This is a genomic window from Pantoea sp. JV6 (assembly GCF_025910055.1).
GTDB classification, from domain to species: Bacteria; Pseudomonadota; Gammaproteobacteria; order Enterobacterales; family Enterobacteriaceae; genus Pantoea; species Pantoea agglomerans.
Window position 1 is genome coordinate 354,434 of record NZ_JAPCIM010000013.1, and the last position, 26,522, is coordinate 380,955.

At 57.4% G+C, this 26,522-nt stretch carries 24 protein-coding genes; 9 read left to right on the top strand and 15 right to left on the bottom strand.

Features of this window, described 5'->3' with window-relative positions; translation table 11 throughout:
• Window positions 1-183: 183 nt before the first annotated feature.
• Window positions 184-1,923 carry a penicillin-binding transpeptidase domain-containing protein gene (locus OK412_RS15635; protein ID WP_010251720.1) on the bottom strand — a complete coding sequence of 580 codons (1,740 nt, stop codon included), beginning with the start codon at window positions 1,921-1,923 and terminating at the stop codon, window positions 184-186.
• Between the two features lie 279 nt (window positions 1,924-2,202).
• Window positions 2,203-4,476 carry a molybdopterin guanine dinucleotide-containing S/N-oxide reductase gene (locus tag OK412_RS15640; protein WP_264353341.1) on the bottom strand — a complete coding sequence of 758 codons (2,274 nt, stop codon included), beginning with the start codon at window positions 4,474-4,476 and terminating at the stop codon, window positions 2,203-2,205.
• Between the two features lie 190 nt (window positions 4,477-4,666).
• On the opposite strand from OK412_RS15640, the gene galR reads away from it, so the two are divergent.
• Window positions 4,667-5,668: an HTH-type transcriptional regulator GalR gene (gene galR, locus OK412_RS15645; RefSeq protein ID WP_010251726.1), complete on the top strand. Its 1,002-nt coding sequence runs from the start codon at window positions 4,667-4,669 to the stop codon at window positions 5,666-5,668.
• Between the two features lie 33 nt (window positions 5,669-5,701).
• Here galR and OK412_RS15650 read toward each other — a convergent pair whose 3' ends face one another.
• On the bottom strand, window positions 5,702-8,074 hold the full coding sequence (locus tag OK412_RS15650) for a beta-N-acetylhexosaminidase (RefSeq protein WP_264353342.1): 2,373 nt from the start codon (window positions 8,072-8,074) through the stop codon (window positions 5,702-5,704).
• 249 nt (window positions 8,075-8,323) lie between these two features.
• On the opposite strand from OK412_RS15650, the gene nrdD reads away from it, so the two are divergent.
• Both nrdD and nrdG read left to right on the top strand, forming a co-directional pair.
• Complete coding sequence (nrdD, locus tag OK412_RS15655) at window positions 8,324-10,462, top strand: anaerobic ribonucleoside-triphosphate reductase (RefSeq protein WP_033759656.1); 2,139 nt, start codon at window positions 8,324-8,326, stop codon at window positions 10,460-10,462.
• Window positions 10,459-10,926: an anaerobic ribonucleoside-triphosphate reductase-activating protein gene (nrdG, locus tag OK412_RS15660; RefSeq protein WP_022625291.1), complete on the top strand. Its 468-nt coding sequence runs from the start codon at window positions 10,459-10,461 to the stop codon at window positions 10,924-10,926. Before nrdD ends, nrdG begins: the two co-directional genes overlap by 4 nt.
• Here the strand turns inward: nrdG and OK412_RS15665 are convergent.
• Window positions 10,918-11,553 (bottom strand): NAD(P)H-binding protein, encoded by a 636-nt coding sequence (locus OK412_RS15665; protein WP_022625290.1) that lies wholly within the window; start codon window positions 11,551-11,553, stop codon window positions 10,918-10,920. The two genes, nrdG and OK412_RS15665, sit on opposite strands and share 9 nt — an antisense overlap.
• A gap of 145 nt (window positions 11,554-11,698) precedes the next feature.
• Here OK412_RS15665 and OK412_RS15670 point away from each other — a divergent pair, with 145 nt between their 5' ends.
• Window positions 11,699-12,220 carry a type 1 glutamine amidotransferase domain-containing protein gene (locus OK412_RS15670; protein ID WP_010251739.1) on the top strand — a complete coding sequence of 174 codons (522 nt, stop codon included), beginning with the start codon at window positions 11,699-11,701 and terminating at the stop codon, window positions 12,218-12,220.
• A 34-nt stretch (window positions 12,221-12,254) separates the two neighbouring features.
• Here OK412_RS15670 and OK412_RS15675 read toward each other — a convergent pair whose 3' ends face one another.
• Window positions 12,255-12,683: a YhbP family protein gene (locus tag OK412_RS15675; protein ID WP_172608698.1), complete on the bottom strand. Its 429-nt coding sequence runs from the start codon at window positions 12,681-12,683 to the stop codon at window positions 12,255-12,257.
• Between the two features lie 75 nt (window positions 12,684-12,758).
• Between OK412_RS15675 and OK412_RS15680 the strand changes: the two genes are divergently transcribed.
• Complete coding sequence (locus tag OK412_RS15680; RefSeq protein ID WP_031292823.1) at window positions 12,759-13,052, top strand: GIY-YIG nuclease family protein; 294 nt, start codon at window positions 12,759-12,761, stop codon at window positions 13,050-13,052.
• On the opposite strand, the gene OK412_RS15685 is transcribed toward OK412_RS15680, so the two are convergent.
• Both OK412_RS15685 and ubiT read right to left on the bottom strand, forming a co-directional pair.
• On the bottom strand, window positions 13,036-13,542 hold the full coding sequence (locus OK412_RS15685) for a GNAT family N-acetyltransferase (RefSeq protein ID WP_033759650.1): 507 nt from the start codon (window positions 13,540-13,542) through the stop codon (window positions 13,036-13,038). The genes OK412_RS15680 and OK412_RS15685 overlap by 17 nt on opposite strands.
• A complete protein-coding gene (gene ubiT, locus OK412_RS15690; RefSeq protein ID WP_010251750.1) occupies window positions 13,536-14,060 on the bottom strand; it encodes a ubiquinone anaerobic biosynthesis accessory factor UbiT in 525 nt (174 codons plus the stop codon). The genes OK412_RS15685 and ubiT overlap by 7 nt, the downstream gene beginning before the upstream one ends.
• Before the next feature lie 204 nt (window positions 14,061-14,264).
• Here ubiT and ubiU point away from each other — a divergent pair, with 204 nt between their 5' ends.
• The 3 genes from ubiU (at window position 14,265) to OK412_RS15705 (ending at window position 17,279) form a co-directional block, all read left to right on the top strand.
• On the top strand, window positions 14,265-15,260 hold the full coding sequence (gene ubiU / locus OK412_RS15695) for a ubiquinone anaerobic biosynthesis protein UbiU (RefSeq protein ID WP_062759370.1): 996 nt from the start codon (window positions 14,265-14,267) through the stop codon (window positions 15,258-15,260).
• Window positions 15,261-15,269: 9 nt separating this feature from the next.
• Window positions 15,270-16,148, top strand: a complete 879-nt coding sequence (locus OK412_RS15700) for a U32 family peptidase (protein WP_033759648.1) — start codon at window positions 15,270-15,272, stop codon at window positions 16,146-16,148.
• Between the two features lie 120 nt (window positions 16,149-16,268).
• Window positions 16,269-17,279, top strand: coding sequence for a luciferase-like monooxygenase (locus tag OK412_RS15705; protein WP_010251755.1), 1,011 nt, complete (start codon window positions 16,269-16,271; stop codon window positions 17,277-17,279).
• On the opposite strand, the gene OK412_RS15710 is transcribed toward OK412_RS15705, so the two are convergent.
• A complete protein-coding gene (locus tag OK412_RS15710) occupies window positions 17,280-18,200 on the bottom strand; it encodes an AraC family transcriptional regulator (protein ID WP_033770876.1) in 921 nt (306 codons plus the stop codon).
• Window positions 18,201-18,374: 174 nt separating this feature from the next.
• Here OK412_RS15710 and OK412_RS15715 point away from each other — a divergent pair, with 174 nt between their 5' ends.
• Window positions 18,375-19,121 (top strand): SDR family NAD(P)-dependent oxidoreductase, encoded by a 747-nt coding sequence (locus tag OK412_RS15715; protein ID WP_010671804.1) that lies wholly within the window; start codon window positions 18,375-18,377, stop codon window positions 19,119-19,121.
• A gap of 55 nt (window positions 19,122-19,176) precedes the next feature.
• On the opposite strand, the gene OK412_RS15720 is transcribed toward OK412_RS15715, so the two are convergent.
• The 7 genes from OK412_RS15720 to rbfA form a co-directional block, all read right to left on the bottom strand.
• Window positions 19,177-21,117 carry a DEAD/DEAH family ATP-dependent RNA helicase gene (locus tag OK412_RS15720; RefSeq protein ID WP_031592043.1) on the bottom strand — a complete coding sequence of 647 codons (1,941 nt, stop codon included), beginning with the start codon at window positions 21,115-21,117 and terminating at the stop codon, window positions 19,177-19,179.
• 16 nt (window positions 21,118-21,133) lie between these two features.
• Window positions 21,134-21,190 (bottom strand): protein YrbN, encoded by a 57-nt coding sequence (gene yrbN / locus OK412_RS23550; protein WP_098053093.1) that lies wholly within the window; start codon window positions 21,188-21,190, stop codon window positions 21,134-21,136.
• A gap of 105 nt (window positions 21,191-21,295) precedes the next feature.
• Window positions 21,296-22,180, bottom strand: a complete 885-nt coding sequence (nlpI, locus tag OK412_RS15725; protein WP_010251765.1) for a lipoprotein NlpI — start codon at window positions 22,178-22,180, stop codon at window positions 21,296-21,298.
• Window positions 22,181-22,309: 129 nt separating this feature from the next.
• Window positions 22,310-24,448 carry a polyribonucleotide nucleotidyltransferase gene (pnp, locus tag OK412_RS15730; protein ID WP_010251767.1) on the bottom strand — a complete coding sequence of 713 codons (2,139 nt, stop codon included), beginning with the start codon at window positions 24,446-24,448 and terminating at the stop codon, window positions 22,310-22,312.
• Window positions 24,449-24,758: 310 nt separating this feature from the next.
• Window positions 24,759-25,028 carry a 30S ribosomal protein S15 gene (rpsO, locus tag OK412_RS15735; protein ID WP_003851063.1) on the bottom strand — a complete coding sequence of 90 codons (270 nt, stop codon included), beginning with the start codon at window positions 25,026-25,028 and terminating at the stop codon, window positions 24,759-24,761.
• Between the two features lie 131 nt (window positions 25,029-25,159).
• A complete protein-coding gene (truB, locus tag OK412_RS15740; protein ID WP_010671805.1) occupies window positions 25,160-26,104 on the bottom strand; it encodes a tRNA pseudouridine(55) synthase TruB in 945 nt (314 codons plus the stop codon).
• A complete protein-coding gene (rbfA, locus tag OK412_RS15745; protein ID WP_010251785.1) occupies window positions 26,104-26,511 on the bottom strand; it encodes a 30S ribosome-binding factor RbfA in 408 nt (135 codons plus the stop codon). Before rbfA ends, truB begins: the two co-directional genes overlap by 1 nt.
• Between the last annotated feature and the right edge of the window lie 11 nt (window positions 26,512-26,522).

Consider the following 26,522-nt stretch of genomic DNA (forward strand, 5'->3'; position numbering starts at 1 on the left):
TGGGTTGGTGTAATAACAGGGTCTCACTGCCGAAGCAGTGTTGTTTTCACACCCATCAATACCTCTGGGACTGCTATCCTCGCACTGATTGACCGCGCGGAGACAGCAGGAAAACGCAACCGAATTCGGGGAAGTGCAACGAGGTGTGAATATCCTTCACGCCTCGCTTACACTCTGATTTATCTAAGATTTATCTGAAGGAGTGGCCGCCGGTTTGGTGTAGATGGCATCCGGTGCAATATTCATGTGTTTCAGTACCGGTCCCATGATATTGCCGAACACCGGCGCAGCAACCGAGCCACCGAAGTGATCGCCCGCCGTCGGATGGTTGATCATCACCACCAGCGCCACTTCAGGATGGCTGGCGGGAGCGAGACCGGCGGTGTAGTTGACGTAGCCGCCATCATACTTGCCGCTGGTGCCCATTTTTTCCGCCGTACCGGTTTTGGTTGCCAGACGGTAGCCCGGCACCGCAGCTTTCAGCCCGGTTCCGCCCGGCAGGACGTCACTCTCCAGCATGTGCACCACCTCTTTCACCGTTTCCGGGTTGGCGACCTGGCGTCCCATGACCGGTGGCGTAACGCGGGTGATCGACAGCGGACGGTAAATGCCATAGGAGCCGAGCGTGGCGTATTCGCGGGCAATCTGCAGCGGCGTCACACGCAGGCCATAGCCAAAGGAGAAGGTGGCCCGCTCGATATCTGCCCAGCGGGTGCGGTGCAACGGAAAGTAGCCGACGCTTTCGCCGGTCAGCCCTAAGCCGGTCGGTTTGCCAAGGCCGAACGCATGATAGGTGTTGACCAGCGCTTCGGCGGGCATTGCCAGCGCGAGGTGTGACACGCCGATGTCGCTCGATTTTTGCAGAATGCCGGTCATGGTCAGGCGCGGCCAGTGGCCGACGTCGCGGATCAGGTGGCCGTTAACGCTGTAAGGCGTGGTGTCGATCACCGAATCCGGGCGCACCAGGTGGCGCTCCAGCGCTTCCATCACCACTAACGGTTTGACGGTCGATCCCGGTTCGTAGCTGTCATTGATGGCAGAGTTACGCATCTGCGCGGGCGTTGCCCCTTCATAGTTGTTGGGGTTGAACGACGGATAGGAGGCCATCGCCAGAATCTCGCCGGTGTCGATTTTCACCAGCACGGCCGCACCCGAGTCCGCCTTGTTGATCAGTACGCCGTCGCGCAGTTTGCTGTAGAGCGTGTACTGGTCATATTTGTCGATGCTGAGCTGTACCGTCGGCGGCTGGGTCGGCGGCTGATAGTTGATCATCGCGATGATATTGCCCGCGGCATCCTGCCGATAGACCTCTTTGCCCGGCTCGCCCTGCAATACTTTATCAAAGCCCTTTTCCAGTCCATTCAGGCCGACGTTATCCGCCCCGACGATGCCGATCAGCGGCGCAGAGGCCTCGCTCATCGGATAGAAACGGCTGTCGTCATAGACTTCGCTGATGCCTTTCAGCTTCAGCTCTTTAATATCTTTGGCGATGCCCAGCTCGACTTTACGCCCCAGATAGAGGAAGCGACGTTTCGGGTTGGCGGTGATCTGCGCCGCCAGCTCTTCGGGACGGGTGTTAAGCGCCGCCGCCAGATAGGCCCATTTGGCACTGGTAAAATCGGGGTTGCTCTCCAGCACACGCTGCGGATCGGCAATCACGTCGCGCGACGGGACGCTGAGCGCCAGCGCTTCACCGTTACGATCCAGCAGCGTGCCGCGACTGGTCGGCAGCGTCACGGTACGCAGCGATCGCTGATCCGCTTCGTGCTCCAGCATCGGCTGATTCAGGAACTGCAGGTCCGCGACGCGCGCCAGCAGCACCACCAGACAGGTCGTGACACCCAGGCAGATCAGTCGGAAACGAAAAGGGTTAAACGGCGCTTTTATCTGGTCTTTTCCCAGTAGTTTTTTAATCCGGGGCATGGCATTCCGCTGCGCAAAATAAAGAGAAAGGGGCTGGTGCCAGCAGTTATAAAGAAAGCGCTGGCCGTATAACAGGAAAACTGTGTATCAGTTCGTTATCGGCAGCCGATTTCTGGCAAAAAAAAACCTGCGCATCTGCGCAGGTTGGTGTAATCAAGAAAATCTATTGATGTTCACCCATCAATACCTCTGGGACCCTGAATGTAGCAAGAGGGATCGATCGGCTGCCATCTCTCAAACGCAACAGTTACCGGCAAAATGTAACCAGCCATGAGATCCTTACGCTATTGTGCAATCCTGATGTTTTTTGATTTCCACCAGGCAGCTCATGGCGTTTGGCCCCTGCGTCAGCGACGAGGTGCCGATGTCGAGCGTCAGCACGTTGGGGTTACCCGCGCGATCGTGCGGCTGCCACGCCTTGCCAAAGCCGGGATCAAACCAGGCGCCGGTGGCGATAATCACCACGCCCTGCGTCACGCCATCGGTGATCCGCACGCCCGCCAGCATCACGCCGCGTGCGTTGCTCACCTCTATCTCGTCGCCCTCTACCAGCCCGCGCGCGGCCGCATCCTGCGGATGCATGTAGAGCGTTTCGTGTCCGGCGGTTTTATTGCCCTGCACCGTTTCTGTAGCATCCAGCTGACTGTGTAACCGGTCGGAAGGCTGAATCGAGAGCATGTGCAGCGGATAGTCGCGGCTGACCGGCGAACCGAGCCACTCCTGGGGTTCACGCCATTCCGGATGGCCGGCGAAATCGTCCAGCTGGTAGTCCGCAATGGTCTGGCTGAAGAGCTCGATTTTGCCGCTGGCAGTTTTAATCGGATTGGCCTGCGGATCGGCACGGAAATCATCCATAAACTGATAGGGTTTGCCCCCTTCGGGGATCTCCACAAAGCCGCGCTGCCAGAACTCCTCAAACGACGGGAAATCGATGCCTTTACGCTGATGCGCCGTCGCACACTGCTGATAAAGATGGGCGATCCACTGCATCTCGTTGCGCCCTTCGGTGAAGGTATCGCGGTAGCCGAGGCGCTCCGCCAGGTCAGCAAAAATATCGAAGTCGTTGCGCGCCTGATGCTGCGGTTTAATCGCCTGATGCATCGCCAGCACAAAGCGGTCACGGGAGGAGCCGCCGATGTCATTGCGCTCCAGCGTGGTGGTCGCGGGCAGTACGATGTCCGCCATCTGCGCGGCGGGTGTCCAGACGATATCCTGCACCACGACCGTATCGGGCCGCTGCCAGCCCTCCACCAGCCGGTTGAGCTGCTGGTGATGATGGAAAGGATTGCCGCCCGCCCAGTGCACCATGTGAATGTCGGGATAGTGCAGGGTTTCGCCCTGAAAGCGGTAAGGCTGGCCGGGATTGAGCAGCATATCGCTGATCCGCGCCACCGGAATCGACAGCCCGGAAGGATTGGGGCCGGTGCTCATCATCGGAGCCGGACCTTCCTGGCGCGGGTTGCCGACGCTGTTCATCGAACCGTGACCAAAAGAGAAACCTGCGCCCGGCAGGCCTGGCTGGCCGAGCATCGACGACAGCGCAATCATCATCCAGTAAGGCTGCTCGCCGCGATGGGCGCGCTGAACGGAATAGGAGCAGGTAATAAAGCTGCGCTTGCCGGTGAGCTGCTGCGCCAGATGCACAATGCGATCGGCCGGGATGCCGGTGATACGGCTGGCCCAGCCGGCGGTTTTCGCCACGCCGTCGGTTTCGCCCAGCAGATAGGCGCGCAGCTGCGGCCAGCCGGTGCAGTGGCTGGCGAGAAACGCTTCGTCAACCGCGCCGCGCTGGGTGATCTCATGTCCCAGCGCAAGCATCAGCGCCACGTCGGTGTTGGGGCGAATCGGAATCCACTCGGCGTTAACAAATTCCGGGCAGTCATCGCGCATCGGGCTGATGTTGATCACCGGCGTGCCTTTGGCCGCCAGCTGCATCAGCGCCGGTTTCAGGCTGTGCTGCCCTGCGCCCCCCGAGGCGACCTGGGCGTTTTTCAGCGCCAGCCCACCAAAGGCGACAAAAATTTCGGCATGTTCCACCACCTGCGGCCATTCGGTGACGCGCCCGGTCAGCGGCATGTAGGTGCCAATCACATAGGGCAGGAAGAACTGCGCGGCGCCCCAACTGTAGTTACCCTGCTGATCAACGCCGCCGCCGCCCTGAAAGTAGAAGCGACGAATCAGGGTGCGGGCATGGTTAACACGTCCGGCCGATGACCAGCCGTAGGAGCCGTTGAAAATGCCCGATGCGCCATAGCGCTCGCGAATGCGGCGATTCTCCTCCGCCACCAGATCCAGTGCGGTTTCCCAGTCGACGGCAACAAAATCTTCCCGGCCACGCAGCGTACGGTCGCTCTTTTCGCGTGACTTCAGCCACGAACGCCGCACCATCGGCTGACGAATGCGTTTGTCGGAATAGACCAGTTCAGGAATGGTGTGGATCATCGGTGACGGATCGGCATCGGCGAAGAAAGGTTCGCAGCCAATCAGACGATCGTTTTCAGTGACGGCGGTAAAGGCGCCCCAGTGCGCCAGATGTGGCACTTTGGTTTTCATCGTTGTTTTTCACGGTAGCCAGGTGGGAGATTGAGCATAGCATGGTGCGACGCCTCAGCAGAAGACGTGCAGCAGTGACCGTTTTTACCCCTTTTTGCGACGACGCTGGCATTCTGTCGGGTTGATGTGTCCGCCCTTTTCCGTAACACTGATGCGATGTGTAAACGTTTTCCCCAAAGCAGGTCAACGCATGGCTACCATAAAGGATGTTGCGCGACTGGCTGGCGTTTCTGTCGCCACAGTCTCCCGTGTAATCAATAATTCTCCCAAAGCCAGCGACAGCTCCCGACAGGCCGTAGGTCAGGCGATGGAGCAGCTTCAGTATCACCCGAATGCCAACGCACGCGCGCTGGCGCAGCAATCGACCGAAACGCTCGGCCTGATTGTCGGTGACGTCTCCGATCCCTTTTTTGGCGCAATGGTAAAAGCCGTGGATGAGGTGGCAGGTGACACCGGTAACTTTTTGCTGATTGGTAACGGTTACCATAATGAGCAAAAAGAGCGGCAGGCAATTGAACAACTGATGCGTCACCGCTGCGCGGCGCTGGTGGTTCACGCCAAGAAAATCCCCGATGCAGAGCTGGAAGTGCTGATGAAGCAGGTGCCTGGCATGGTGCTGCTGAACCGGCTGATAAAAGGCTTTGAAAAGCGCTGTATCGCGCTCGACGATCGCTACGGCGCCTGGCTGGCAACCCGTCATCTGATCCAGCTTGGCCACCAGAATATCGCCTTTATCTGCTCGACCCACACTATCTCCGATGCAGAAGATCGCCTGCAGGGTTACTACGATGCGCTGAAAGAACATGGCCTGCCGTGCAGCGATCGGCTGGTCACCTGGGGCGAACCAGATGAAGTAGGCGGTGAGCAGGCGATGACGGAACTGCTGGGTCGCGGCAAGAATTTCACCGCCGTCGCCTGCTACAACGACTCAATGGCCGCCGGTGCGCTGGCGGTGCTGAGCGATAACGGCGTTCGGGTGCCGGAAGAGATGTCACTGATCGGCTTCGATGATGTGCTGGTTTCGCGCTATGTGCGACCGCGCCTCACCACCATCCGCTATCCGATTGTCACCATGGCGCAGCAGGCGGCCCAGCTGGCGCTGGCGCTGGCCAACAATCAGCCGCTGCCGGAAGTGACCCACATGTTCAGCCCGACCCTGGTGCGCCGCCACTCGGTCAGCGGCCCGGCCTGAGGACGCTATGGCCGGTTTATCCGGCCGCAGCGTTTACTGAAAGGCGCGCAGCAGCGTCTCCAGCGGCCTGACCAGCGCAATCACCGTTTCATCCTGTACCTCTGCGGCGGCATCCAGTGTCGCGCGCATCTCCGCCACTTCACTGGCACCAAACGCCTGATTGCGAACGTAAGCATTAACCAGCGCGAGGCCCATGGCGCTCAGCGCCTCGATCTGCTGCACGCTCTGTGCCAGCGGCTTCAGCGTTGCACTGGCGTTAATGATCGGCAGCACCGCGCTGGTGTTAGCCTGCCAGCGCTGCAGCGGCGCGCGAACCGCAGAGGCGGCAGCCGGATTATTACGATTGGCGATTAACACGGCGACCTGCTGCTCCAGCTGACGTACCGCCTCACTCTCAGCGGGCAGTACATCTGCCAGCCGGTTCAGGGGTTCATGGTAGTCGTAATGGCCCGCCTGAAACTTGAGATGCTGACGCGTGTAGTATTGCGCCGGTTCCAGCACCTCGGCCAGAACCCGCAGTGGGGCGATGTCATGCCCACTGGCCAGCCGCATCATCTGCTGCTCCGTCTGCGCGTGTTGCAGCGTTCCGACCGACACGCTGCTCCAGCGATCCATCGCCGCCAGCCGCGAATACATCGAGTCGGTATTGGTGACATCCTGTGCCGACCATAACCGCTCAGCCACAACAAAGGCGCGCGGCCACAATTTGGTATCAATAATCTGGCTGTTGATGTTTTCTGCCCACAGCGCCGCCTCGCCACCCAGCAGATTTTGCTGCACCTGCTCGGGTGTGGGCAGCGCGGGCGCGATGCCCGCAGGCGGCTGCGCCAGCCGTTGACCGCTAGTGGGATAACGCACGTTGCCTACCTCTGCATAACCTTTGAGGGCGTTCTGTTGCAGCGTGAACACCGGCTGGAACGGCCCCATCCAGCTATCCACGCTAAACCGCACCTGCCGCGTCGAGAGCCAGTTGATCTGACTGACCATCCGGCGGGCTTTGCCATCGAAGTCGATAAAACCGCGCCAGCCTGGTTCTCCCTGTATCAGCGTAAAGCTGCCCTTCACCGGGCTGCCTTTCAGCCGCGGCATGGTGAATGACCAGCTCTGCGCCTGGTCGCCTGGCCGCAGACGATCCTGCCCGTTGAGGCCCTGTGGCGTGACCTCATTGCGGTAGTGATAGCTGGCAGGCTGAGGCTGATCAAGGTAGAAACCGGTGGAGAGGATGCCGCGGTAGTTCTCTTTTGCCAGCGCGCTCAGCGCATCCTGGCCCTGCCACGACTGGATCAGAATACTGCGCGGCAAGTCGGGATGGGCAATCTCATCCCAGCCCACCATCTGACGGTGATGGGCTTCCAGGATCTTCTCTACCCGCTGATTGAAATACGCCTGAAGCGCATGGGCATCTTTCAGATCGTGGTCGCGCATAAACTGCTGGATAGTGGGCGAGTCGTTCCACTGTGTCGGATCCACCTCATCGCCGCCAATGTGCAGCCAGGGATCGGGGAAGATCGCCGCCATCTCACCCACCAGCGAGTCGATCACCTGATAAACCTGTTCGTTGCTGGGATCGAGCAGCGGTTTAAAGACGCCCCAGCCGCGCTCCATCTGATAGTGTCCGGGTGCGCTAATCAGCTCTGGCATCGCCACCGCCAGCGCGGACGCATGTCCCGGCATATCCAGCTCGGGCACCACACGCACCCCGCGATCGGTGGCATATTTCACGATCTCCCGCATCTGCTGCTGGCTGTAATAGTTGCCATCGCTGGCTTTCTGCTGCAGCTGGGGATAGTGGCTGGAGGCGAAGCGCCAGCCCTGATCGTCAGTAAGATGCCAGTGAAAGACGTTCATGCGCGCGGCGGCGATGCCGTCGATCTGACGTTTAAGCGTCTCCACCGGCATAAAGTGACGCGCCGTGTCGATCAGCACGCCGCGCCACGGAAAGCGCGGATGATCGTGGATGGTGACGTAAGGAATGGTAGTCCCCTGTGCGCCGTTTTGTATCAGCTGCAGCAGGGTTTCCATGCCGCGCATCGCGCCGAAACGGCTGGGCGCGGTTAACAGGACGCCGTCGCCATCGACCTGCAACTGATAGCTCTCATCGCTATCAGGCAGCGGCAGCGGATCCACCGCCTTCGCAATGACGATGCGGATAGTCGGTGCTGCTATCGGCTGGGTGGCGGGCAACAGCGGCCAGCCGGTCTGATTACTGATCCGCTCCAGCCAGCGCGCATCAGCACCCGCCAGATGATCGCCAGAGATTTGCAGCGTCAGCTGCGGCGTCAGGATAAGCGTGCCGCCGCTGGCAGGCTGTTCCACCTGTTGCGGCCAGGGCATCAGCGGCAGCGGACTGGCCAGGGCGATCGGGCAGAGGGCCGGGAGCAGGAGCAAAGAACGGGGTAACCACATTGGCGGGCATCCTTGTAACGTCAACGTTTTGACAGGGCAGAACGTTGATTAAAGTTGCTGCTCGCCAATCCGCCAGTGGATCCTGCAGGAAACCTGAACCAGCACCCGATTTTTTACATCAGCCAGAGTTTTCCAGCGGGTTGAGGCTTCCTTGTTTCAGGTCAAATCTGATCGCAATAATTCTCAGCAATCACTACATGTAGCGAATAGAATCCTTTCGACCCCTATATGTAGTTTATGGAGAGAGAAATGGCGACGGTGGTAATCAAGCGTGATGGATGCCGGACAGGCTTTGATGCGCAGCGTATTGAGCAGGCCGTGGCGGCGGCGGCACGGGCAGCCGAAGTAGAAGACGCGGCCTGGTGCGCGCAGGTCGCTGAGCGCGTGGCATTGCGGCTGGCCGATTGTCCGGAAGTGGATATCCGTGAAATTCAGTGTGCAGTAGAAGAGACGCTGATGGCGGGTCCTTACCCTCAACTGGCCCGCGCCTACATTGAATACCGCCACGATCGCGATGTCGCCCGCGATCGTCAGAGCCAGTTACATCACGCCATCCGCGGGCTGGTCGATCAGACCAATGCGGCGCTGCTGAACGAGAATGCTAACAAAGACAGCAAAGTGATCCCGACGCAGCGCGATCTGCTGGCTGGGATCGTGGCAAAACACTACGCACAGCAGCAGATCCTGCCGCGCGATGTGGTGCTGGCGCACGAGCGCGGCGAGATCCATTATCACGATCTCGACTACTCCCCTTTCTTCCCGATGTTCAACTGCATGCTGATCGATCTGAAAGGCATGCTGACCAACGGTTTCAAAATGGGCAATGCTGAAATCGAGCCGCCTAAATCGATCGCCACCGCCACCGCCGTAACGGCGCAGATCATCGCGCAGGTCGCCAGCCATATTTACGGCGGCACCACCATTAACCGTATTGATGAAGTGCTGGCCCCGTTTGTTGAGCAGAGCTATGCCCGGCATCTGGCGATTGCTGAGCAGTGGCAGATCCCGCAGGCCGAGCAGTATGCGCGCCAGCGTACGGAGAAAGAGTGCTACGACGCCTTTCAGTCGCTGGAGTATGAGGTGAATACCCTGCACACCGCCAACGGCCAGACGCCGTTTGTCACCTTTGGTTTTGGCCTGGGGACGGACTGGGCGGCCCGGCTGATTCAGCAGTCGATTCTGCTTAATCGGCTGGCCGGACTGGGTAAAAATCGCAAGACGGCGGTGTTCCCTAAACTGGTGTTCAGCATTCGCGAAGGCGTCAACCGCCGGGCGGGCGACGTTAATTACGACATCAAACAACTGGCGCTGGAGTGCGCCAGCAAGCGGATGTATCCCGACATCCTCAATTACGATCAGGTGGTTAAAGTCACCGGCTCGTTTAAAACCCCAATGGGCTGCCGTAGTTTCCTGGGCGTTTATGAAGAGAACGGCGAGCAGATTCATGAGGGCCGCAACAATATCGGGGTGATCAGCCTGAACCTGCCGCGCATCGCACTGGAAGCGGGCGGGGATGAAGCGCGCTTCTGGACGCTGCTCGATGCGCGACTACAGCTGGCTAAGCGGGCGCTGATGACGCGGGTGGCGCGGCTGGAGAAGACCAAAGCGCGCGTCGCGCCCATCCTCTATATGGAAGGCGCCTGTGGCGTTCGGCTGAATGCGGATGATGAAGTCGGTCCTATTTTCCGTAATGGCCGTGCGTCGCTGTCGCTGGGCTATATCGGCCTGCATGAAACCCTGAATGCGCTCAGCGGCGGTCATCAGCATCCTTACGATGACGCGGCCCTGCGCGCCAAAGGCGTAGAGATCATTGCTTACATGCGCGATGCCACCGAGCGCTGGAAAGCTGAAACAGGCTATGGGTTCAGCCTTTACAGCACGCCAAGCGAGAATCTGTGCGACCGCTTCTGCCGTCTTGATGCGGCGCAGTTTGGTCTGGTGCCAGGCGTTACCGACAAGGGCTACTACACCAACAGCTTCCATCTCGACGTTGAGAAGAAGGTCAATCCTTACGACAAAATCGACTTTGAAGCGCCCTATCCGCCGCTGGCGAATGGCGGATTCATCTGTTACGGCGAATACCCGAATGTGCAGCACAACCTCAAGGCGCTGGAGGATGTCTGGGATTACAGCTACGACCGCGTGCCCTATTACGGCACTAATACCCCGATTGATGAGTGTTACGAGTGCGGCTTCAACGGCGAGTTCACCTGTACCAGCCGCGGCTTCACCTGTCCGAATTGCGGCAACCACGATCCGGCGCGCGTCTCCGTTACCCGGCGGGTCTGCGGCTATCTGGGCAGCCCGGATGCGCGGCCCTTTAATGCCGGTAAACAGCAGGAAGTGCAGCGTCGGGTGAAGCATCTGTCTGAAGGACCGCTGGGATGATGCACATCCATCGCTACTATGATGTGGATATCGTTAATGGACCTGGCACCCGCTGCACGCTGTTTGTCGCTGGTTGCGAACATCAGTGCCGCGGCTGCTATAACCAGAGCACCTGGCGGCTTGATTCCGGCGTGCCCTTTACGCTTGCGATGGAGGAGCAACTGCTGGCGGATTTGCAGGACACCCGCATTCCGCGCCAGGGATTGTCGCTGAGCGGCGGCGATCCGCTGCATCCGCATAACGTGCCGCACATTCGCCGTCTGGTGAAACGGGTGCGACAGACGTGTCCCGGTAAAGATATCTGGCTCTGGACCGGTTACCGGATGCAGGAGCTGAATGCGGCGCAGCGCGCTGTGCTGGTCTATCTCGACGTGCTGATCGATGGCCGTTTTGTCGAAGAGGAGAAGGATGCCACGCTGCAATGGCGCGGCAGCCGTAATCAGATTATCTGGCAGTTACGCTGAGTGGCGCGGAATTTCGCCAGACTCAATGATTTTTACGCTCTCACTCCCCGGCGTAAAAGCCTGCTGGTGCAGACAGCGTGCCACGTCGTGCGCGCTGACCGCCCGCCAGTTGCCCGGCAGCAGCGAAAACAGCGGTCCCGCCAGGCTTTCGCCCCGGCGCTTCTGCGCGCGATCCCCAAGCAGCAATGAAGGCCGCACCAGCGTCAGGCGCGGCCAGCCCTGATGGCGCAGCGCATTCTCCATTTCGCCTTTGACGCGATTGTACAAAAACGGCGAGTGACGACTGGCCCCGTGCGCGCTGACCACCAGCATCTGCTTCGCCCCCAGACGTAATCCGCTTAACCCGCTGTCCACCACCAGGGTGTAATCAACGTGAATAAAAGCCTGTTTACTGCCCGCCTGCTTACGCGTGGTGCCCAGGCAGCAGAACACCGTGTCCAGCGAACTTTGCAGCGGCCCGAGGACATCGGTGAGATCGGCCTCAACCGGATTTACCACCTTGTTCATCGCGGGCAGTGGCCGACGGGTTGGCGCGATGATCTCATCGACGCGTGGATCCTCAATCAGTAAGCGCAGCAGATGCGACCCGACTAAGCCGGTGGCACCGGTCAGTAATACGCGATTCATCTCAGATTCATCCTTATTTCACTGCTGACTGGTTAAAAGATAGCTGATCTTAACGGGCTGGCTTGCGTTCTCACTCTCAGCGACCAGGCTTATAGCGTTATCCGGAAAGCGCGTCTCGCGCTCCACATGCTGAAGGAGGAAAAAAATGAGCAAGAAAGTGGCGGTTTTAATTACCGATGAATTTGAAGACTCAGAATTTACCTCACCTGCGGAAGTTTACAAACGCGCTGGTTTTGAGGTGGTTACCATTGAGAAACAAGCCGGTAATGTCGTTAAAGGCAAGAAAGGCGAAGCGGAAGTGACCATCGATCGCAGCATTGATGACGTCAGCCCGGCTGAATTTGACGCCCTGCTCCTGCCTGGCGGTCACTCGCCCGATGCCCTGCGCGGCGACGATCGTTTTGTTGCTTTTACCAAAGAGTTTGTCGCCAGCGGCAAGCCAATTTTTGCCATCTGCCACGGGCCACAGCTGCTGATTAGCGCTAACGGCGTGCGCGGTCGCAAGATGACTACCGTTAAAGCCGTTGCCATTGACCTGATCAATGCCGGTGCCGACTTCCATGATAAGGAAGTGGTGGTAGACGACGATAAGCTGGTCACCAGCCGCACCCCGGCCGATTTACCGGCCTTTAATCGTGAATCCCTGCGGATCCTCGAAGCGCTGTAAGCCGCGACGCCCTTTTCTGCTGAAAAGGGCGTTTCTATTTCTCCCGCTGCCAGGCAATTTTCTTGCCGAATCCCAGCGCATTATCCGTCATCTTCACTTCATCCAGCACAATCTCCCACAGCGGTGCCGACACTTTGCGTGAGACCGGAAAACGTTTCTGGTAAGCGGCTCTGGCGATCTGCTCTGTTGTCTCCTCCAGCCGTTTAACATGGCCACGATACTGCACCCCTTTAATCAGCAGCACACTTCTGGGCTGGCCATTGACGGTGCCCGCAACCTGCGGATTCTGCAGCATTAACTCACCATGGCGGGTATCGGGTTCCGTCATGATCCAGAAGGCCATGCGCGTCTCGTCAAAGACGTAGTAGCAGTTAGCGCACCACAGTTGATCGTCGGTGGTACAGCAGAGTGAAAGCACATGCTGCTTTCTCAGATAGCGAACCAGATGGGCGTGATCGGACAAGATAAACTCCTGGCGGTGCACCGGAGAGTGAAGCGCGCTACACTGCCCGGCACCTTTTTTTGGGAAATGATTGCGATGAGTCAGCAGTGGCAACTCTACATCGTCCGTACGGCGAAAGGGAGCCTGTACACCGGTATCACCACGGATGTGGTGCGCCGGGTCGCTCAGCACCAGAGCGGACGCGGCGCCCGCGCGCTGCGCGGCAAAGGGCCGCTGGACCTGGTGTTTCACTGTGACGCGGGCGATCGCGCCAGCGCCTCCAGGCTGGAGTATCAGGTCAAGCAGCTGACCCGCCAGCAGAAATTACTGCTGGTGGCGGGCCAGCCCGGCTGTCTGGAGAGCTGGCTGGGTATTACGGCTGGCGATTAAAGGGTTCGGCGAAGTCGATCTGCCCTTCCGCCCCGTCATACGCATTATCCGCCAGACGGTAGACCTGGAACGTTGCCTCTGTGCCCGGCCAGCGGCTGCGCAGGCCGTGGCGTGCCGCCGGTTCAAAACCAAAACGGTTGAACAGCGCCGGATCGCCCAGCACCACTACCGCGCTGTAGCCAAATTCATTGAGCGTATCCAGCCCCTCATAGATCAGCTTGCTGGCAATTCCCTGACCGCGCAGCGTCTCATCGACGGCCAGCGGTGCCAGCCCAACCCAGCCGCGATCTTCACCCTGCACGCTGACCGGACTGAATGCGGCATAACCCAGCACCTGTCCCTCGTCATCCGTCGCGACCACACCTAAGGTCAGCAAGCCATCTTCACGCAGCGCCTGAGTTAGTTCCGCCTCTGCTGAGGTACTGAAGCAGCGTCTGAGCAGTGCGTCGATGCCTGCGGCATCCACGCCAATTTCACTACGAATCAACATGCAGCACCTGCGCGCGCCTGTGCGGCCTTCGCGTCCTGTTTCATGCCGGCGTCGACAAATGCCGCCATCTGCTCAATTGCCGTGCGTAACGCGGTGGGCATAGCCTCGGGTTCAATAGCATCCATTACGTTCTTCACCTCAAGTCCCAGTTCAGTGTCACCTTCAATCACCAGCCGGCGTTGAAAGAACAGCATGTCGGGATCTGCTTTACGTGCTGCCACCAGCAACAGATCATTGGCATTGCCCCGAAACCAGACATCCGCTTCGGACTGTTGCAATACCGCCAGTCGGCCGTCCTGCAGCGTGGTTATCCATTGCAGATTGAGATCGGCAATTTCAATACCCAGCAGGCGACCATCCAGAAAGTCTAACTCACCTTCAGCCAAAGCATGACGAAATTGCCAGTTTAAGAGTTGTTGCAGAAGCAACTTTTTGACCGGGAATGGGGTGAACGCAGCGGGTAACCCTAAGATTTTAGGACCGTTTTTCACACAATGGGCATGTATCCGCTCTAACACTTTCGTCACTCCCTTCAGAAAATTTTACGTATATTGCCATATCCTTTTCTGCGCGCCTCCTCTGAGATCAATAAAAACCGCTGCCATGAAAGGAAAAAAAGCGCCGCAGGGCGGATGAATTTGAATTTCACTGCCCCAAATCAACACGCAGCCCGGACCAGATGCCTAGACTCGACGCCCATCTGCATGTTGAGAGGAATATCTATGGAACTGCTCTGCCCGGCAGGAAACTTACCCGCAGTGCGCACCGCTGTAGAGAATGGCGCTGATGCGGTGTATGTGGGGCTGAAAGATGACACCAATGCCCGTCATTTTGCGGGTCTGAATTTCACCGATAAAAAACTGGCTGAAGCCGCGCGCTATCTTCATCAGCATCGTCGCAAACTGCATGTTGCGATCAACACCTTTGCCCATCCGGATGGCATGGGTCGCTGGCAGCGGGCGATTGATGTGGCGGCGCAAAACGGAGCTGACGCGCTGATCCTGGCGGATATCGCCACGCTGGAGTATGCCGCGACGCACTATCCCCAGGTCGAACGTCATCTTTCTGTACAGGCTTCGGCGACCAATCTCGAGGCGATTCGCTTTTACCATCGCCACTTCAATCTGCAGCGTGTGGTGCTGCCTCGCGTGCTGTCGATTCACCAGGTTAAACAGCTGGCACGCAGCACACCGGTACCGCTGGAGGTGTTCGCCTTTGGCAGCCTGTGCATCATGGCGGAAGGCCGCTGCTACCTCTCTTCCTGGCTGACCGGTGAATCGCCTAACAGCGCCGGTGCCTGCTCCCCGGCGAAGTTTGTGCGCTGGCAGCAGACGCCGCAGGGCATGGAGTCACGTCTTAATGAAGTGTTGATCGATCGCTACGCCCCGGACGAAAGCGCGGGTTATCCGACACTTTGCAAAGGACGCTATGTGGTTAACGACAAGCGTTATCACGTGCTGGAGGAGCCCACCAGTCTGAACACGCTGGAGCTGCTGCCGGAACTGCTGCGGGCAGGCATCGCCTCGGTGAAAATCGAAGGCCGTCAGCGCAGCCCTGCCTATGTCGCTGACGTGGCGCGCGTCTGGCGTCAGGCAATTGATCGCTGCAAGGCGCAGCCGGAACAGTTTGAAGTCGCACCACAGTGGATGCAGACGCTGGGCGATCTCTCAGAAGGTTCGCAAACCACGCTGGGTGCTTATCACCGTGAATGGCAATAAGGAGTCATGATGCAATATGCCCTTGGGCCGGTGCTCTGGTACTGGCCGACCGATACGCTGGAAGATTTTTACCAGCAGGCTGCCCGCAGTAGCGCGGATATTATCTACCTCGGCGAAGCGGTGTGCAGTAAACGTCGCGCCACGCCCTATGCCCGCTGGATGGCGCTGGCTCGTGAACTCGCGGCCAGCGGCAAACAGGTGGTGCTGAGCACGCTGGCGCTGCTGCAATCGCCCTCTGAGCTGAAAGAGCTGCAGCGTTACGTAGAGAACGGTGAGTTCCTGATTGAAGCCAATGATATCGGCACGGTTAACATGGCCGCTGAGCGTCATCTGCCCTTTGTCGCGGGTCCGACGCTCAATGTTTATAACGCCGACACGCTGCAGCTGCTGGTCAAAGAGGGCATGACGCGCTGGTGTATGCCGGTGGAGATGTCACGTGACTGGCTGCTACAGCTGCTGGAGCAGTGCGAGACGCGGGGTATCCGGCAGCAGTTTGAGGTGGAGGTGCTGGGCTACGGTCATCTGCCGCTGGCGCTCTCAGCGCGCTGCTTCACCGCCCGCTCGGAAAACCGCGCGAAAGATGACTGCGAAACCTGCTGTATCAACTATCCGACAGGCCGGCGCGTCAACTCCCAGGAGGGGCAGCAGGTGTTCGTCCTCAATGGCATTCAGACCATGAGCGGCTACTGCTATAACCTGGGTAACGATCTGGCTGGTATGCACGGCCAGGTCGATTGCATACGGCTCTCGCCGCAGGATGTGACGACGCTGGCAGAGATCGACCGTTTCCGCGCCAATGAAAACGGTCAGGCTCCGCTAATGGTCGCAAAAGGCAGTGATTGTAACGGTTACTGGCGCAAACTGGCGGGCATGACGCTGGCATCCTGAATAAAAGCACATACCGGCTATATTCCTGCTGAGGTTAGCAGTTTTAATATAAGAAATGATGCGTAATACTAAATGGTGCAGGCCTTAACTTAACGCCTGCGCCATACAACGGGAGTAGTCATGTCTGATAAAAAACCTCTTCGCCTGTCCGTGCTGGATCTCGCGCCGATTCCACAGGGCGCGACCGCTCGGGATGCGTTCCATAATTCGCTGGCGCTGGCGCGTCAGGCTGAAAAACTGGGCTATCAACGCTACTGGCTGGCTGAACATCACAACATGACGGGGATTGCCAGCGCAGCCACCTCCGTGCTGATTGGCTATCTGGCGGCGAATACCGAGACTCTGAAGCTGGGCTCCGGCGGCATTATGTTGCCTAACCATGCGCCGCTGGTGATCGCCGAGCAGTTTGGTACGCTGGCCTCTCTCTATCCTGGCCGTATCGATCTCGGCTTAGGTCGCGCGCCAGGTTCTGACCAGCGCACCATGATGGCACTGCGCCGTCATCAGGCCAACATGCACATCGACACGTTCCCCGAGGATGTGGCTGAACTGATTAGCTGGTTCGATGCCGAAGCGGATGCGCAGCCGCCAGTGCAGCCTGTACCCGGTCTGGGCCTGCAGATTCCGGTCTGGCTGCTCGGCTCCAGTCTCTACAGCGCACAGCTTTCAGCGAAAATGGGCCTGCCGTTTGCGTTTGCCTCCCATTTTGCCCCTGACCAACTGTTCCAGGCGCTGCACGTCTACCGTGAAAACTTCCAGCCATCGGCGCGTCTCGACAAGCCTTATGCCATGGTCTGCATTAACGTGATCGCCGCAGACAGTGAGCGTGATGCGCGCTTCCTGTTTACCTCGCAGCAGCAGCAGTTTATCAACCTGCGCCGCGGCAAACCGGGCCCGTTACCGGCACCGGTTGAAAATATGGATAACCTCTGGTCGCCATCAGAACAGTATGGTGTACAGCAGGCGCTCAGCATGTCGCTGGTCGGCGATACGGACAAAGTGCGTCATGGGCTGGCCTCGCTGATGCGTGAAACCCAGGCGGATGAAATTATGGTCAATGGCCAGATTTTTGATTCCGAAGCGCGCCTGCGCTCCTTCGCCATTGCGATGGAAGCGGCTAACAGCCTGTAATCAGTTCTGCGGTGGGCGCAATCTGTCCGGGCTCACCGCCAGCTGACGACTATCCCTGGCCGGAGATTGCCCATACAGGCGGCGATACTCCCGGCTGAACTGCGACGCGCTCTGATACCCCACCCGATAGCCTGCCGTACCGGCATCCAGCTTTTCTACCATCATCAAACGTCGCGCCTCATTCAGCCGCAGTTGTTTCTGGTATTGCATCGGCGTCATGGCCGTAACGGCTTTGAAGTGATGATGCAGCGAAGAGATGCTCATGCCGACACTGCTGGCGAGCCGATCGATCTTCAGTGGCTGATGAAAATTTTCCCGCAGCCAGCGGGCAGCCTGCGCGACCCGGTTGCCCGGCCGCTCAGCCAGCGCCATATTCAGGATGCGCGAACCTTCCGGCCCGGTCAGCAGCCGGTAGAAAATCTCCTGCTCAATGAGCGGGGCCAGCGCCTCAATGTCCTCAGGATGGTCAAGCAGGCGTACCAGCCGGATAACCGCATCCACCAGCAAAGGTGAGACCTTATGCACGGTGACGCCGCGTTCACTGTCTGGTGTCACCAGCGGCAGCGTCGGGGGAAACTGTTCGAGGTAGCGCATCAGCCGGGATTCATTGATGGCAATACCAATCCCCAGATTGGGTTTTTCCGGCGTGGCGACGGTGACGCAGGCGCGCACCGGCATATCCAGCGTCACCAGCAGCAGATCGCCCGGACCATAGTGCAGCACCTCATCACCGATATGCAGCGCCTTACCGCCCTGTGCCACCAGGGCAAAACTGGCCCATTGAGCAAAGTGCATTGGCTCAGTCGGTGCTGAAACCCGGCCAAAAAACAGGCAATCTATGGCGCTTGAATGCCGCCCATCCTCCGGAGCATGACGGGCAATTAACTGCGCCAGCCCCTGCCACTTCTCACTCTCTGTCACTGTGTTCTCCCCTCCCGCTATCTGTGCTGATATTACCTGACGCTGAGCGGAATACCTGGCCCGTTGCGTTACTTTTGCAGGATCGTGCAAGAAGCTTGCAGGATTGCACTACCCGCTTTTCGGCACCAGCGCGCATAGTCTTTCGACGCAATCATTACGGCGGAGAACAACATAATGAAGGCACTGCAGAATAAAATCGCGCTGGTAACAGGCGCCTCAAAAGGCATTGGTGCGGCGATTGCCATCGCTTTTGCCGCGGCTGGCGCCCGCGTCGTGGTTAATTATCGTCAGGATGAAGTGGGAGCGGCTGACGTGGTCAGCGATATCGTCAACCTGGGCAGTGAAGCCGTGGCGGTACAGGCAGATATCTCTCTCCTGCGGGATGTGGAACGGCTCTTCGCCACCACCGCAGAGTGCTTCGGCGCGCCCGACATTGTGGTGAACAATGCGGGCAGCTTTCATCACGGCGAGTTTGCGGCGCTGACGCTGGAGGAGATGCAGCAGCAGATTAACGTTAACCTGCTGGGTACGCTGATGGTCTGTCAGCAGGCGATTCATCACTTCCCGGCGCACGGCGGCAGCATTATTAATCTCAGCGCCCTGAACAGTAAAAACAGCACGCCGGGTTCCGTGCTCTGGGCGGCAACCAAAGGCGCAGTGGATACCCTGACCCAGGGACTGGCGCGCGAGCTGGGCGCAAAGAACATCCGGGTTAATGCCCTGGCACCAGGCATGATTCTGACGGAGGGATTACTGGCCGCGAAGAGGATGAGCCCGCAGCTCAAAGCGCAACTGCTGGCTGCCACGCCGCTGGGACGCTTTGGTCTGCCGGAAGATGTGGCGCAGGTTGCGCTGTTTCTCGCCTCTGAAGAGTCCGCCTGGGTCAGCGGCGAGCGCGTGATGATCAGCGGCGGTGCCTGACAGGCATAAAAAAAGGGAAGCCACTGGCTTCCCTTTTTGTTACGACGCTAAGTCGTTATGCATCACGACGACGTGGAGCGGCGGCTGCGCCCTCTTCACGACGTGGACCACGGCTACCTTCACGGTTGAAAGTACGTCCGCCGCCTTCACGACCACCTTCACGGCGTTCAGAAGAGAAGCGACGACCACCTTCACGGTTAGCTGCGCCCGGACCGCCTGCACCTGGACCGCTGCGACGCTCACCGCCAGCACCAGCTGGACGACGGTCACCACGGCCTTCGTTCGGCTGTGCATCACCCAGTAACTGCATATTCATCGGCTTGTTCAGAATACGGGTACGGGTAAAGTGCTGCAGCACATCGCCTGGCATGCCTTTCGGCAGCTCGATAGTCGAGTGGGTACCGAACAGCTTGATGTTACCGATGTAACGGCTGCTGATGTCGCCTTCGTTAGCGATAGCGCCAACGATGTGACGAACTTCAACACCATCATCGCGGCCTACTTCGATGCGGTACAGCTGCATTTCGCCAACGTCACGACGTTCGCGACGTGGACGATCGCCATCACGGCTTTCGCGGTTTTCACGCGGAGCACGAGAATCGCCACGCGCTTCACGGCTGTCACGACGGCCATCACGCTCGTCACGATCGCGGTATTCGCGACGTGCCGGACGCGGTGCTTCTGGTGGCAGAATCAGAGGACGTTCGCCCTGTGCCATCTTCAGCAGTGCGGCTGCCAGTGTTTCCAGATCCATTTCCTCTTCTGGCTGCATTTTAGCCAGCAGAGCACGGTACTGATCCAGATCGCTGCTTTCCAGCTGCTGCTGAACTTTAGCAGCAAACTTAGCCAGACGACGCTCACCCAGCAGTTCTGCGTTAGGCAGTTCTACCTCAGGAATAGTCAGCTTCATGGTACGTTCGATGTTACGCAGCAGACGGCGTTCGCGGTTTTCAACGAACAGCAGCGCACGGCCAGCACGACCAGCACGACCGGTACGGCCGATACGGTGAACGTAAGATTCTGAGTCCATCGGGATGTCGTAGTTAACAACCAGGCTGATGCGCTCAACGTCCAGGCCACGGGCCGCTACGTCGGTTGCAATCAGAATGTCGAGACGACCATCTTTCAGGCGCTCAAGCGTCTGCTCACGCAGCGCCTGGTTCATGTCACCGTTCAGCGCGGCGCTGTTATAGCCGCTACGTTCCAGCGCTTCTGCCACTTCCATGGTTGCGTTTTTGGTACGCACGAAGATGATGGCAGCATCAAAGTCTTCTGCTTCCAGGAAGCGAACCAGTGCGTCTGTTTTACGACCGTAAGCGGTCCAGTAGCTCTGGCTGATATCAGGACGCGTGGTCAGGCTTGACTGAATACGCACTTCCTGTGGATCTTTCATGAAGCGTTTGGTGATACGACGAATCGCTTCCGGCATGGTTGCAGAGAACAGCGCGGTCTGATGATCGGCTGGAATTTGCGCCATGATGGTTTCAACGTCTTCGATGAAGCCCATGCGCAGCATTTCATCTGCTTCATCCAGCACCAGGCCACGCAGGTTAGAAAGGTCTAACGTGCCGCGTTTCAGGTGGTCAAGCAGACGGCCAGGCGTACCCACAACAACCTGTGGTCCCTGACGCAGTGCGCGCAGCTGCACGTCATAACGCTGGCCGCCGTAAAGGGCAACCACGTTCAGGCCACGCATGTGTTTAGAGAATTCGGTAACTGCTTCAGCAACCTGTACCGCCAGTTCGCGGGTAGGTGCCAGCACCAGGATTTGTGGCGCTTTAACAGTAGGATCAATGTTATGTAACAGCGGCAGAGAGAACGCCGCGGTTTTACCACTCCCGGTCTGCGCCATGCCTAACACGTCACGGCCCGCCAGCAGGTGAGGAATACACTCAGCCTGGATTGGGGATGGCTTTACGTAGCCCATGCCATTCAGTGATTCAAGGATGTCGGCGTTCAGGCCAAGGTCAGCAAAAGTGGTTTGAATATCAGTCATGTAGTACACGTGCCTCTTAGATTGCGGCGGCCAGTCTACATAACTCGTCGTGAAAACTTTCAGTCATTTTCATCAAAAAGTGTGAACCGGCTCAAATTAAAAGTTTTGACGAACAGAAAAGCCTTCATCCTTTAAGATGATGACTTAACAGGTTTTACAGGCAAATTAAGTTCGTCAGCTATTGCTGGTCAGATTCTGATAAATCGTCTTGTGCCTGGCCGAGTTGCGCCAGTTCCAACAATGCGTATCGGTGTTCAACAAAGTTATTGACGTTGTTGGCCACCGCCAGTTTGAACAACGCTTTCGCGTCGTCCTTCTCCCCCAGACTTAGGTAGTACTTACCTAAATAGAAGTTGGTTTCACTGAGATGTTCAGCGAGCGAGGTGTTATCCGTTGCGTCCGCCTTGAGACTTTCCATCAACGTTTTCTCGTTGATATCTCCAAGGTAGAACTCGACAATATTCCATCCCCATTGATCTCTGACCGCTTTGTCGTGACGCTGTTGAAGCGCGACTTTTGCCTTGTCGACATCCATCTCACGTTCAACGAGATAGAGCCACAAACTGCGGAAAGGATCGTTAGGATCGTCTTGATAAAACGCCAGCAGATCATCTTGCGCTAACTTGTATCGACCGCCGTAATAGAGGGCGATACCACGGTTTAAATGCGCATAGTTGTAAGTTGGATCAAGCTCAAGTACAGAATCAAACGCTTCATAGGCGGCATCAAAGTTGCCCGCCTGCGTTAAATATATGCCTAAGTAGTTAAACACTTCGGGCATATCTGGTCTTATAGACAGCGCTTGCGAAAAATCGTTCCGCGCTAATGCCCGCAGACCTAAACTATCATACAACACTCCGCGCTCATATAACAGCTGTGCGCGTTCATCATCGGTGAGAGCGCGACTGGCAAGAATTTGTTCCATGCGCGCCAGTATCACTTCCTGCTGCAGTGTGGGCTGTAAAGGCACTGCAAGAACTTCGTTCTTACGCCAATTGGAGTTGCTGCATCCTGCCAGCGTCAAAGCTGTCGCAACAAAACACCAGCGCAGAAAAGGCTTCATTTCCCACTCCCGAATACAAACATTGGGATAACCATCCTGTCATCCGCCTGCTGTGCACAAGGATTCCCGCCCTCGCGATGATACAAACGCCCCTCTCTGCCAGGCAGAGAGGGGCAAATCAGCAACGACTTATTCAGCAGCGTCAGGCGTGGTCACCGCGACAGCTTCTTCAGCCTGCGGCTTAGATTCTGTCGCTTCTTTGATGCTCAGACGTACACGGCCCTGGCGATCAACTTCCATCACCTTAACCGGTACTTCCTGACCCATCTGCAGATAGTCAGTCACTTTCTCAACGCGCTTATCAGCGATTTGTGAAATGTGAACCAGACCTTCTTTACCACCACCGATTGCAACGAAGGCGCCGAAGTCAACGATACGGGTCACTTTACCACTGTAAACGCGGCCCACTTCGATCTCTGCGGTAATCTCTTCGATACGACGAATCGCTTCTTTCGCTTTCAGACCATCGGTCGCAGCGATTTTCACGGTGCCGTCATCTTCAATTTCAATCGTTGTGCCGGTCTCTTCGGTCAGTGCACGAATCACTGAGCCGCCTTTACCGATCACATCTTTGATCTTGTCAGAGCTGATTTTGATGGTGTAAATGCGTGGTGCGAATTCAGAAATCTCAGTACGCGGTGTGCTGATAGCCTGTTCCATAACGCCCAGAATGTGCAGACGTGCACCCCGGGCCTGGTTCAGCGCTTCCTGCATGATTTCACGCGTGATGCCTTCGATTTTGATGTCCATCTGCAGCGCGGTGATACCTTCACGGCTACCGGCTACTTTGAAGTCCATGTCGCCCAGGTGATCTTCATCGCCCAGGATGTCAGACAGAACAACAAACTTCTCATCTTCTTTCACCAGACCCATTGCGATACCGGCAACGGCGGCTTTGATTGGCACACCTGCATCCATCAGCGCCAGTGAGGCACCACAGACAGAGGCCATTGAAGAAGAGCCGTTAGATTCGGTGATTTCAGAAACAACACGAATGGTGTAAGGGAAATCTTCCGCTTTAGGCATTACCGCTAACACGCCGCGCTTCGCCAGACGACCGTGACCAATCTCACGACGCTTCGGCGAACCTACCATGCCGGTTTCGCCGACAGAGTATGGAGGGAAGTTGTAATGGAACAGGAAGCTGTCGGTACGTTCGCCCATCAGCTCATCAAGGTTCTGCGCATCACGGGTCGTACCCAGCGTTGCAGTAACCAGTGCCTGCGTCTCACCACGGGTGAACAGTGATGAACCGTGTGTACGTGGCAATACGCCAGTACGCACGTCCAGACCACGGATCATATCTTTTTCACGACCATCGATGCGTGGCTCGCCATTCAGGATGCGAGTACGAACGACGGTTTTTTCAAGGCTATGCACGATGTCGCCGATTTCTGAACCATCCAGCGTTTCATCTTCAGCCAGCAGCGCAGCGATGGTTTCGTCTTTAATGACGCCAACCTGGGTGTAACGCTCCTGCTTGTCAGTGATGCGGTAAGCATCGCTGATGCGTGCTTCTGCCAGGGCAGCAACGCGAGAAATCAGTGCGGTATTGGCCGCTTCTGGCTGCCAGTCCCAGCGTGGTTTGCCCGCTTCAGCAACCAGGGCATTGATGTTTTCGATAACAATCTGCTGCTGGTCGTGACCAAAGACCACGGCGCCCAGCATCTGCTCTTCTGACAGGATCTCAGCTTCAGATTCAACCATCAGAACGGCATTCTGCGTACCGGCAACCACCAGATCCAGACGAGACTGTTTCAGCTCATCTGCGGTTGGGTTCAGGACATATTGATCGTTGATGTAACCAACACGCGCAGAACCAATTGGGCCATTGAACGGCAGACCAGAAAGCGCCAGTGCAGCAGAAGCACCGATCATGGCAACGATGTCCGGATGAACCTGTGGGTTCACAGAGACAACAGTGGCGATAACCTGAACTTCGTTAACAAAACCTTCCGGGAACAGCGGACGAATCGGGCGGTCAATCAGACGCGAAATCAGGGTTTCGCCTTCGCTTGGACGGCCTTCACGACGGAAGAAGCTGCCTGGGATACGACCAGCAGCGTAAGTACGCTCCTGATAGTTCACGGTCAGTGGGAAGAAATCCTGACCTGGTTTAGATTTTTTCTGACCTACTACAGTGACGAATACTGCAGTATCGTCCATGCTCACCATAACAGCGGCTGTCGCCTGGCGAGCCATCATGCCGGTTTCCAGCGTGACGGTATGTTGACCATATTGGAATTTGCGTACGATCGGATTCAGCAAAATCAAAGTCCTTAACTTCGGGGCATGGCTATCTGTAGCCCGCCATTGATTACCAATCTTCAGTTGCATCCTCGCGACTAATGACAACCCTCGACCGCCCCTGCGGTAAAGCCTCTCATTAGCCGCGCGAAATTCTGCAAACTAAAGATCACACTAAGCAACAATACATCAGTTTGGTCCGGATTGCTGCCGATTGCTCGAAAAAAGGGGCCATAAAGGCCCCCTCTTCACGAAACTCGCACAAATCTGATCGTAAGCTGCACAGAGTGCAAAAGCCCGCATAATGCCCCGACGATCAGATTCTTCAGACTTAGCGACGCAGACCGAGACTTTCGATCAGGCTGCTGTAGCGTGCAACGTCTTTACGCTTCAGGTAGTCCAGCAGCTTACGACGCTGAGATACCATGCGCAGCAGACCGCGGCGGCTGTGGTGGTCTTTTTTGTGCTCAGAGAAGTGACCCTGCAGATGGGTAATCTGCGCGGTCAACAGGGCAACCTGAACTTCAGTTGAACCGCTGTCGTTAGCACCACGGCCATATTTAGCAACGATCTCTGCTTTAGCTTCTACGCTTAGAGACATAATAAACTCCAGTAATAAATGAATGTATGGGTGCCGATCTCTAATTCAGCATCCCGCTTTAAAGCCGCGCTATTCTACTCTGCGCCCGATAGCAACGCAAATGCCCCATCAGCGAAAAGTGAACGCCTGGCTCAATCCTGATACTCAACCACTAAACGACGTGGCGCAAGCCGGCCATCGTCGGCAATTTCTGCCATACCGATAAACTTACGCGCTTCGCCTTCCGATACCCTTACCAGCCCCTGCGCAGGCGCATTGCTGGCCTGTACCGGCTGTCCCTGGCGGAAGAAATCTGCCACGGCAGGCGGGATATTCACTTCAGGGAAATCAGAGGCGGGGCTGTCCATTGGCAACAACAGCGGATCGAGCTGCGTTTCCAGTGGAATGCCGGCTTCTGTGGCTTCCGTCAGCAGGGTGTTAAGCTGTTCCAGCGTCACCATCCTTTCATACGGATAACGGGCAACCTGAACGCGACGCAGCATAATCACGTGCGCACCGCATCCCAGCTTTTCGCCCAGGTCATCGATGATGGTGCGGATATAGGTGCCTTTGGAGCAGTGAATCTCCAGCTCCAGCTCGTTATCCTGCCAGCGAATGAATTGCAGTTCATAGACAGTGATGGGACGCGGTTCACGCGCAATCTCAATGCCCTGACGCGCATATTCATACAGCGGGCGTCCCTGATGCTTCAGTGCCGAAAACATCGAAGGCACCTGCAGCGTTTCGCCGCGGAAGCTCTCCAGAGCACTGTCCAGATCGGCCTGAGTGAAGCTGACCGGACGCGTCTGCACGATGTTGCCATCGGCGTCTGACGTGTCGGTCCGCTCGCCCAGTCGGGCAATCACGCGATAGCGTTTGTCGGAATCGAGCAGATACTGCGAAAACTTAGTCGCTTCACCCAGGCAGATCGGCAACATGCCGGTAGCCAGAGGATCCAGCGCGCCGGTATGTCCTGCGCGATTCGCGTTAAAGATACGCTTCACTTTCTGCAGGACATCATTCGACGAGACGCCTTGTGGCTTATCCAGCAACAACACGCCATGGACGTCGCGACCGCGACGACGCGGACGACTCATTACGCCTCCTCGTCATCGCCAGTGGCGTCCGGACCACGGCGTTCAGTATCGTTCTTCACGACGCTGGTGACGAGATTGGACATGCGCATCCCTTCGACTAACGAGTTGTCGTAGAAGAAAGTCAGCTCAGGCACGATACGCAGACGCATCGCTTTGCCCAGCAGAATGCGGATATAACCTGACGCTTCTTTCAGCGCTTTCAGGCCATGTTTAATCGCTTCTTCATCTTTGTCGTTGAGGAAAGTCACGAACACTTTTGCGTAAGCGAGATCGCGTGAGACTTCAACGCCTGATACGGTGACCATCATGCCAAGACGTGGATCTTTGATCTCACGCTGCAGGATCATCGCAATCTCTTTTTGCAGCTCTTGTGAAACGCGCTGCGGGCGACCAAATTCTTTCGCCATCATTATTTCTC

Excerpts from the sequence above, each read along its gene's own strand:
- OK412_RS15635 (WP_010251720.1), bottom strand. The coding sequence starts at position 1,923 with ATGCCCCGGATTAAAAAACTACTGGGAAAAGACCAGATAAAAGCGCCG.
- OK412_RS15640 (WP_264353341.1), bottom strand. The coding sequence starts at position 4,476 with ATGAAAACCAAAGTGCCACATCTGGCGCACTGGGGCGCCTTTACCGCC.
- galR (WP_010251726.1), top strand. The coding sequence starts at position 4,667 with ATGGCTACCATAAAGGATGTTGCGCGACTGGCTGGCGTTTCTGTCGCC.
- OK412_RS15650 (WP_264353342.1), bottom strand. The coding sequence starts at position 8,074 with ATGTGGTTACCCCGTTCTTTGCTCCTGCTCCCGGCCCTCTGCCCGATC.
- nrdD (WP_033759656.1), top strand. The coding sequence starts at position 8,324 with ATGGCGACGGTGGTAATCAAGCGTGATGGATGCCGGACAGGCTTTGAT.
- nrdG (WP_022625291.1), top strand. The coding sequence starts at position 10,459 with ATGATGCACATCCATCGCTACTATGATGTGGATATCGTTAATGGACCT.
- OK412_RS15665 (WP_022625290.1), bottom strand. The coding sequence starts at position 11,553 with ATGAATCGCGTATTACTGACCGGTGCCACCGGCTTAGTCGGGTCGCAT.
- OK412_RS15670 (WP_010251739.1), top strand. The coding sequence starts at position 11,699 with ATGAGCAAGAAAGTGGCGGTTTTAATTACCGATGAATTTGAAGACTCA.
- OK412_RS15680 (WP_031292823.1), top strand. The coding sequence starts at position 12,759 with ATGAGTCAGCAGTGGCAACTCTACATCGTCCGTACGGCGAAAGGGAGC.
- OK412_RS15685 (WP_033759650.1), bottom strand. The coding sequence starts at position 13,542 with ATGTTGATTCGTAGTGAAATTGGCGTGGATGCCGCAGGCATCGACGCA.
- ubiU (WP_062759370.1), top strand. The coding sequence starts at position 14,265 with ATGGAACTGCTCTGCCCGGCAGGAAACTTACCCGCAGTGCGCACCGCT.
- OK412_RS15700 (WP_033759648.1), top strand. The coding sequence starts at position 15,270 with ATGCAATATGCCCTTGGGCCGGTGCTCTGGTACTGGCCGACCGATACG.
- OK412_RS15705 (WP_010251755.1), top strand. The coding sequence starts at position 16,269 with ATGTCTGATAAAAAACCTCTTCGCCTGTCCGTGCTGGATCTCGCGCCG.
- OK412_RS15715 (WP_010671804.1), top strand. The coding sequence starts at position 18,375 with ATGAAGGCACTGCAGAATAAAATCGCGCTGGTAACAGGCGCCTCAAAA.
- OK412_RS15720 (WP_031592043.1), bottom strand. The coding sequence starts at position 21,117 with ATGACTGATATTCAAACCACTTTTGCTGACCTTGGCCTGAACGCCGAC.
- nlpI (WP_010251765.1), bottom strand. The coding sequence starts at position 22,180 with ATGAAGCCTTTTCTGCGCTGGTGTTTTGTTGCGACAGCTTTGACGCTG.
- rpsO (WP_003851063.1), bottom strand. The coding sequence starts at position 25,028 with ATGTCTCTAAGCGTAGAAGCTAAAGCAGAGATCGTTGCTAAATATGGC.
- truB (WP_010671805.1), bottom strand. The coding sequence starts at position 26,104 with ATGAGTCGTCCGCGTCGTCGCGGTCGCGACGTCCATGGCGTGTTGTTG.
- rbfA (WP_010251785.1), bottom strand. The coding sequence starts at position 26,511 with ATGGCGAAAGAATTTGGTCGCCCGCAGCGCGTTTCACAAGAGCTGCAA.